The organism is Myroides sp. LoEW2-1, assembly GCF_009767705.1.
GTDB lineage: Bacteria > Bacteroidota > Bacteroidia > Flavobacteriales > Flavobacteriaceae > Flavobacterium > Flavobacterium album_A.
On record NZ_WSPP01000223.1, the window covers coordinates 1 to 7628 of the forward strand.

Here is a 7628-nt window from a genome sequence, read left to right on the forward strand (position 1 = left end):
AATCTATAAAACATACAAACCGCTTGCCAACACTTTTCTAAATCTACATTTACTACTAACAAAACTTTCAATCAACTTTCATAATCTCATTTTTTGATTTACCCCAATTTAGATGTGGATAGATAATCTAACAGTTATTCACATACCTAACCATATAAGATAAAACAGTTTACACATCTCCTCTCTTCACTAAACTTTAATAAGCACTCTATACAAACCATATCGTATTTTCCTTGCACTTCCTTGGAGGTTTCTTGGGGTTCTCTTGCCCAGAAGGCCTTTTTCTCGAAGAAAGGTGCAAGCATTCCCCTAGAAACCACCTTAAAACTCCCTACTAAACGCATCCAAAAAGAATCACTTAATCAAACCTATTCAAGGTCAATTCTGTTTTAGTTAGATTTTTAGTCAGATAATTATCTTATAAAACAGGTTTCAAGAATAAACTCTATCTCTTCAATCAACTTATTTATACCGAGTATAAACAAAGCTCTTCTCTCTAATCTTTTTTAGATGTTTTGTAAATTGTACGCTTATAAAATCACAAAATATGTTACCATTAGAATATCAGAAATTTAAAGACGAATTAGCTAACTACATTGAAGCAGATAGGATTATCACTAATCCTATACAATTGTTAGCTTATGGTACAGATGCAAGTTTTTACAAATTAGTTCCCAAGATAGTTGTTCAAGTTCACAATCACGAGGAGGCTGTCGCTACACTAAAAACAGCAGCAGCGTGTCATGTTCCAGTAACTTATCGCGCAGCGGGAACGAGTCTATCAGGACAGGCTGTAACAGACTCTGTACTGATGGTAGCAACACATAAGTGGAAAAATTATGAAATTTTAAATAACGGCTTACAAGCTAAGTTTCAACCTGGAATTATTGGAGGAAGAGCTAATATTATCCTTGCTCCTTACGGCCGTAAAATCGGACCAGATCCTGGTTCTATCAATGCTGCTATGATCGGAGGTATCGCAGCTAATAATGCCAGCGGGATGTGCTGTGGTACGTCTCAGAACTCTTACAACACCATTGCTGATATCACCATCGTACTATACGATGGTACGGTATTAAATACTGCCAGTGAAGAAAGTAAAAAAGAGTTTGCATTGAAGCATTCCGAAATTATCCAAGAAATCGAACGCCTTAGAGATGCTATTCACACAGACCGCACATTATACGAAAGAATAGAACGAAAATTTAAAATCAAAAACACTACAGGTTATAGCCTTAACGCTTTTATTGATTACCACGATCCTTACGAAATCATCAAACACATTATGATAGGATCTGAGGGAACTCTTGCTTTCATCTCTGATATTACTTATAATACAGTCGTAAACTTCAAGCACAAGGCTTGTACACTGATGATATTTGAGACTATAGAAAAAGCGTGTCAAGCTGTTCCGTATCTTAAAAAGAGTCCTGTAGCCGCCGTAGAATTGTTAGACAGAAACAGTATCAAGTCTATAGAAGACGAGCCATTGGCTCCTGAATACTTTAAAACACTGCCAGATACAGCCTGTATCCTACTTGTAGAAGCACAAGCTGAGAATGCAGAAGACATGGCTATTAAACAACAACAAATTAGAGAGGCCATCACGCCTACCCCTACTTATAAACCTTTTGAGTTCACTTCAGAACCTCAACAATATGCCTTTAATTGGAAAGCCAGAAATGGTCTATTACCAACAACTGGAGCTTTGAGAGAAACAGGTACTACTTGTATCATCGAAGACGTAGCATTCCCTGTAGAGAAATTGGCAGATGCCTGTATCGCTATGAAGAAGTTGTTCGCGGAGTTAAAATACGATGACGCTGTCTTATTTGGTCATGCCTTAGAAGGAAATTTACACTTAGTATTTTCTCAGGACTTTTCTACACAAGAAGAAATAGATCGCTATGCGAAACTAATGGACGACTTGGTAGAGATAGTCGTAGACCGCTTCGATGGGTCTCTAAAAGCAGAGCATGGTACTGGTCGTAATATGGCGCCATTCGTAGAAAAGGAATGGGGTGAGCAGGCGTATGACATTATGCTAAAAGTCAAAGCTATCTTTGACCCACACAGCTTAGTTAATCCTGGTGTTATTATCAACGCAAACCCTCATGTACACTTAGAGAACTTTAAAGCTTCTCCTGCTACGAATGAGATTGTGGACAAGTGTATCGAATGTGGATTCTGTGAATCACACTGTGTATCTGAAGGCTTGACTCTGTCTCCAAGACAACGTATCGTAGTTGGTAGAGAGATTGCCAGATTAAAAAATTTGGGTAAAAACACAGATGAACTTGAGCATTTAGTGAATAGTGCACATTACTATGCTGATGAAACTTGTGCGACAGACGGATTGTGTGCCTTAGCTTGCCCCGTAAAAATTGATACAGGAAAGTATATTAAAGATATTCGTCATAGCGAAATCACTGAAAAAGATAGAAAGAATGCGGAGTATTTTGTAGAAAATATGGATCGCGTAACTGCTATGGGTAGAAAAGCACTAAACACGGTTGGCGTGTTCCAGAATATCTTAGGTAACAAGATCATGACAAGCGTATCTAGTGGAATGCGCAAAATATCTGCAAACAAAATTCCGCAATGGAATGTGGCTATGCCTAAAGGCAATAAACACAAAATAACAGAATCTATAATCAATCCAGGACAAGACCGAAAAGTTGTTTACTTCCCATCTTGTATCAACAGAACAATGGGAAAATCTCAGGATTACCCAAAATCCGATGTGGATCTAACTGCAAAAACAGAAGAACTATTAAAACGCGCTGGCTATACTATTATTTATCCCGAAAATGTAAATAATATGTGCTGTGGTATGCCATTTAGTAGCAAAGGAATGAAAGAAGAAGGACATACAAAATCTTCTGAATTAGAACTGGCTTTACTCAAAGCAACAGAAGACGGCAAGTATCCTGTACTATTCGATATGAGCCCTTGTTTCTATACTTTCCACGAAGCACATCAAGGAGGTAAACTAAAAATGTACGATCCGATAGAGTTTATGTTAGATTTCGTTATGCCACATTTGCCAATTAAAACACCAAGAAAGCAAATTAATGTATTCCCTGTGTGTTCAGTAAAAAAAGTGGGACTTGAAGCTAAGCTATTAGAATTAACAAAGATGTGTGCTGAAAAAGTAAATTACATCGATAGTAATTGTTGTGGATTTGCCGGAGATAGAGGGTTTACACTTCCTGAATTAAACAAGCACGGAAATAGACATCTCAAAGAACAATTGATAAAAGATTGTAACGATGGTTTTTCAACAAGTAGAACTTGTGAAATTGGCCTAACAGAATATGGAGGAGTAAACTTTAAGTCTATATTCTATCTAATCGATGAAGTAACGAAATAAATTAATTTTTTATTTTCAAGATATCATCACTTATAATAAGCTAAACGGCATAGAGTATATTCTATGCCGTTTTTTTATAACCGAATTTTCTAAATACGGTTATACTTATTATTACACATTTAGCATGATACAGATAATAGTAAAACAAAAACTATTGTTTACAAATTCGGTTTAATAATATAAGTAAAAGAGTACTTATGCCGAATAACTATATTTCTACTACTCGTTTATGTTCGAATGTGATTTAGTATCTTTGACAATTACTAATAGTGAAATAATGAATATTTATATTAAAAATATGGTTTGTACTCGATGTAAAATGGCAGTAGAAAGCTTGTTTACAGAGTTAAAATATACAGTTATCAATATTGATTTAGGCGAAGTAGAAATTAAAGAGTCTCTAAGTGACACTCAATTAGGAGAAATAAAAGATCGTCTTGAAGCTATTGGTTTTGAATTATTAGACGATCGCAAAAGTAAAATTGTCACAAAAATCAAAAGCTTACTAATAGAGTTAGTGCAAAAAAACAATGCCTATTTAGAAACACCTCTTTCAAATTACATTAGTGAGCAAATGAATCAAGATTACCATGCTCTTAGTACGCTTTTCTCCTCATTAGAGTCGACAACTATCGAACAGTACTTCATTATTTTGAAAATTGAACGCGTAAAAGAACTGTTAGTCTATGATGAGATAAGCTTAAAAGAGATCGCTTACTTACTTAATTATAGCAGTGTTGCACATCTAAGCAAACAATTCAAGAAAGTAACAGGGCTCACACCCACCCACTTTAAAACCACAGGTGATCAAAGAAGAAAACTTATTGATAAATTATAGCATAAAAAAAAGCGATTAAAATCGCTTTTTTTTATATTATAATTTATGCTCTAACTTCTCCCTGACAGTTTCAAACCACTCCGATTTCAAAATACTCAATACTGCAGTATCTCGTCTGCGTCCATCTCTCATTAGAGTATCCGATCTCAACACTCCCTCCAAAGTACAACCTATGCTTTTCATCGCAGCAATACTTCTTTGATTTGAAAAGTCCGCACGAAACTCTACTCTTTCCATCTCCAATACCTCAAAAGCATACTTTAATAAAACGTATTTACAATGCTTATTTACCCCAGTGCCACGATATTTCTTACCGTACCAACTATAGCCAATAAGCAGTGTTTTTTGAACAGGATTAATATTGTATAAACGCGTACTACCAATATACTCATCTATATTCTTATCATAAACGATGAAAGGTAAAGAAAGCTTATGCTCTCTATCTTTTAAAGCCTGACCAATATACTTTTCGAGATTCTCTCTGCCCGCACCAGTTGTAGGTGAATAATCCCATATTTCTGGTTCATTCTCCGAAAAAACCAATAAATTATCTACATCATGTTGCTCTAATGGTCGTAAGAGAACCCGATCATCACTGAGGATTATCGAAGGCGTCATGGTTAATTCTTTTTTATTTTAGAAATTTCTCTCACTAAAATATAGCGTATGGATGAACCATCTGCAGGGGGATTAGCTACAGTTTCTCTTTTAATTTCTAAACTATATTCATACCCTGGCTCATAAGTAAAACCTTCTATTGGATCGTACATCAATTCCCACGGCATATCCTCCGTTTCTCTAACCAAAAGGCACTTCATCTCAGCTACACCTGCACAATCTGCTTTTTCACTTGCGATAAATAATGTAACAATATCTTCTAACTCATCTGTAGTCAATTCTTCTTGCACAAGAGTTTCTTCGATTAAATCTTCAGCAACTTTAGCTTCATTTTTATGTTCTGTCTTACAACTTGCAAAAAAAACAGAAGCAGTGGCTATTACTCCTACTATAACTTTATTCATTCTTTATTACTTCTAAAATTTAAACCTCGTAAAAATACACAAACTATAAAGTAGAACAAAACAGCTAACGCATAAAAAAAGGCTTATTTCCAAAAAAGAAATAAGCCTTTCCAAACTATAAACTAAATTCAATTGATTCCTTCAACTCTGGTTTCATCTCGACATACTCTCCTACCCATTGATGTAATCTTTCTAAATCATAAGGCAATAACGTCGTTGTTGCCTTTTTTAACTCCTTATTAAATAGGGTTGAATCAAAACTCACATTGTGTAATACTGTTTTGACATAATTCAACTCAACTTCCATAACTACTTTTATTTAAAAAACTATAACATGACAAATATATACACATTAACATATTAAATCAATAAATAAAAATTAAAAAGTTAAATATTGCGATTTTTATAAATCAATTTCACTATTATAACATATAATACACTATATATTAACTATCACGTAAATTCTATACATGAATACACACATTTAAAACTCTTTTGTCTACGTCATAAAATGACGATAGCAAAGCATCTTAGAATATCATCTAATAAAAGACCGTTTGCAAGGCAAGTTTCCAAAAGAATTTGTTGCATAAAAAAAGGTAGATTCGATTAAAACCTACCTTTCTACTGAAGACTCAACGTCTCTATACCTTCTTTAATATTCTTTATCGCTTATAGGCAATTACCATTTCTCTCTTACCTGGTGGACCAGGTACTTTCTCAATCTCAAACCCAACTTTCTTCATTGTTCGATTAATAACTCCCCTACAAGCATAAGTCGTCAATACACCTCCTATTTTAAGACAAGCATACATTTTTGCAAAAATTTCTTCGGACCACAGATCTGGTTGATAAGGATAGCCAAATGCATCAAAGTAAATGAGATCATATCTATTGCTTTCAAGTTCTTGAAGTTCGAATTTATTAAGCATTTTAAACAACGTGAAATCAGGAGTAATAATCTGCTCAATATCCCAAGATACCTCATGAAGCTTTCGATAAACAACTTTATCTTCTGCTTGTTCTGCTAAAGAAAAGTAATTCAACGCCTCCAATTCTGTATCGGAAACTGGAAAAGCCTCAATAGTATGGTAAGCAACCTTTGCTTTGCCTTTCGCTTCTAAATAAGTCAAATAAGCATTTAACCCAGTACCAAATCCCATTTCTAAAATAGCAACCTGCTCCTTATCTATTACTTTTTGTAATCCGTGCTTTATATAGACGTGCTTTGCTTCCTGTACTGCTCCGTATATAGAGTGATAAGTTTCACCCCAATCTTCCATCTGGATTGAAGTTGAACCATCCTCTGTTGTTATAACTTTTCGCTTCATTTAATCAATAACTTTTGAATACGCGGAATAGGTCCTCCACATTTCTTCTTGTGACAAGTTAAACAAGAGTTAACAACTGCATTAAAGTTTTCAACAGCATTGGCTCTGTTACTTTGAAATAATACACGTTCCAATTTTAAAAACTGTTCTGCTTGTTCTATAAAAAAGAAATCCTTGTCAGTGGGGTCAGTAAGCTCGGCTGTTAGTAAATCATTGTGTAGTTCGGGAAAATCACCCAAATCCAATGAATCTCCACCTTCTTTTATAATTTGCTTCACTTGATTCATTTGTCCATACATCTGCTCCATTAAGGCCGCCATAGGAGATAAATTATACATCTCAAATTTAGTTTTCTCTACTGAAGCTTGCTTTGATGGGCCGTTTTCTACTTCCTTTTTGTCATTACAACTAATCAAAAGTAGCATAAAACACAAAAAAGATAAATACTTATTCCACATTTGGCTTCTCGTTTTTAATAGCAATACCATCAGCTAAAAAGCCATAAGTAATTTTAGGTTCCACGATCTTTGCAATATCTTCTTCCGTTTTTCCAGCATCCTTTGCATAGTGTTTTAACTCGTCAACAGATATAATCGAAACAAAAGCTTTTCCATTCACAACAACTTCATGTCCACTTGCATTCATTGGAGCAAAGAACCCATAATCTTTAAACTTGACGAAGCTCTTTTTATCATGACCCAGGTCAAGGCTAATCCAACATCCTTTTTTCTGACAAACTTCATTAATATTAGAAGCAAACTTCACCTGAACTGTATCGCCTTTCTGCATTGTTTGATATTGAGAATAAATGTATTCTTTATCTTTCAACTCATCAGTAAGAGCAAACTTTTCTCCAAAAAAGGCAAAGTCATTTTCGTTTAAAACAACTGCTGTTTCAGGTGTTTCAACTTTTCCCTTACACGCCGTAAAAACAGTTGCACCAATTAAAACTAAAAAAGCTAATTTTTTCATATTTTATACCTTATTAAATAGACATAAGACAAAAGTACTTCAAAAAAATAAATTAAAAACAATTCAATACGCTACACAAAACTCACATATTA

Annotated in this window: 8 protein-coding genes; 2 read left to right on the forward strand and 6 right to left on the reverse strand. The window is 34.5% G+C overall.

The genetic code is table 11. From position 1 onward, the window contains the following. Positions 1–547 precede the first annotated feature (547 nt). Positions 548–3373, forward strand: coding sequence for an FAD-binding and (Fe-S)-binding domain-containing protein (locus GOQ24_RS12440; RefSeq protein WP_160339832.1), 2826 nt, complete (start codon positions 548–550; stop codon positions 3371–3373). Between the two features lie 277 nt (positions 3374–3650). Continuing rightward, a complete protein-coding gene (locus GOQ24_RS12445; protein ID WP_155092614.1) occupies positions 3651–4211 on the forward strand; it encodes a helix-turn-helix domain-containing protein in 561 nt (186 codons plus the stop codon). A gap of 36 nt (positions 4212–4247) precedes the next feature. Here the strand turns inward: GOQ24_RS12445 and GOQ24_RS12450 are convergent, their stop codons facing one another. From GOQ24_RS12450 to GOQ24_RS12475, 6 genes are all read right to left on the reverse strand, one after another. Continuing rightward, positions 4248–4829 (reverse strand): GNAT family N-acetyltransferase, encoded by a 582-nt coding sequence (locus GOQ24_RS12450; protein WP_155092615.1) that lies wholly within the window; start codon positions 4827–4829, stop codon positions 4248–4250. Positions 4830–4831: 2 nt separating this feature from the next. Beyond that, the gene (locus tag GOQ24_RS12455) at positions 4832–5233 is read right to left on the reverse strand and encodes a DUF4377 domain-containing protein (protein ID WP_155092616.1); all 402 of its coding nucleotides are present in this window, start codon (positions 5231–5233) and stop codon (positions 4832–4834) included. Positions 5234–5348: 115 nt separating this feature from the next. After that, a complete protein-coding gene (locus tag GOQ24_RS12460; protein ID WP_155092617.1) occupies positions 5349–5540 on the reverse strand; it encodes a hypothetical protein in 192 nt (63 codons plus the stop codon). A 358-nt stretch (positions 5541–5898) separates the two neighbouring features. After that, the gene (gene mnmD, locus GOQ24_RS12465) at positions 5899–6564 is read right to left on the reverse strand and encodes a tRNA (5-methylaminomethyl-2-thiouridine)(34)-methyltransferase MnmD (protein WP_155092618.1); all 666 of its coding nucleotides are present in this window, start codon (positions 6562–6564) and stop codon (positions 5899–5901) included. Beyond that, entirely contained in the window at positions 6561–7022 is a 462-nt protein-coding gene (locus tag GOQ24_RS12470) for a hypothetical protein (protein WP_230381536.1), read from the reverse strand. Before GOQ24_RS12470 ends, mnmD begins: the two co-directional genes overlap by 4 nt. Continuing rightward, positions 7012–7536 carry a DUF4920 domain-containing protein gene (locus tag GOQ24_RS12475; protein ID WP_155092619.1) on the reverse strand — a complete coding sequence of 175 codons (525 nt, stop codon included), beginning with the start codon at positions 7534–7536 and terminating at the stop codon, positions 7012–7014. Before GOQ24_RS12475 ends, GOQ24_RS12470 begins: the two co-directional genes overlap by 11 nt. Between the last annotated feature and the right edge of the window lie 92 nt (positions 7537–7628).

What these genes read in the sequence shown, in the direction of transcription:
- GOQ24_RS12475 (WP_155092619.1), bottom strand. Translation starts at nt 7,536, where the DNA reads ATGAAAAAATTAGCTTTTTTAGTTTTAATTGGTGCAACTGTTTTTACG.
- GOQ24_RS12440 (WP_160339832.1), top strand. Translation starts at nt 548, where the DNA reads ATGTTACCATTAGAATATCAGAAATTTAAAGACGAATTAGCTAACTAC.
- GOQ24_RS12470 (WP_230381536.1), bottom strand. Translation starts at nt 7,022, where the DNA reads ATGTGGAATAAGTATTTATCTTTTTTGTGTTTTATGCTACTTTTGATT.
- GOQ24_RS12445 (WP_155092614.1), top strand. Translation starts at nt 3,651, where the DNA reads ATGAATATTTATATTAAAAATATGGTTTGTACTCGATGTAAAATGGCA.
- GOQ24_RS12450 (WP_155092615.1), bottom strand. Translation starts at nt 4,829, where the DNA reads ATGACGCCTTCGATAATCCTCAGTGATGATCGGGTTCTCTTACGACCA.
- GOQ24_RS12455 (WP_155092616.1), bottom strand. Translation starts at nt 5,233, where the DNA reads ATGAATAAAGTTATAGTAGGAGTAATAGCCACTGCTTCTGTTTTTTTT.
- GOQ24_RS12460 (WP_155092617.1), bottom strand. Translation starts at nt 5,540, where the DNA reads ATGGAAGTTGAGTTGAATTATGTCAAAACAGTATTACACAATGTGAGT.
- mnmD (WP_155092618.1), bottom strand. Translation starts at nt 6,564, where the DNA reads ATGAAGCGAAAAGTTATAACAACAGAGGATGGTTCAACTTCAATCCAG.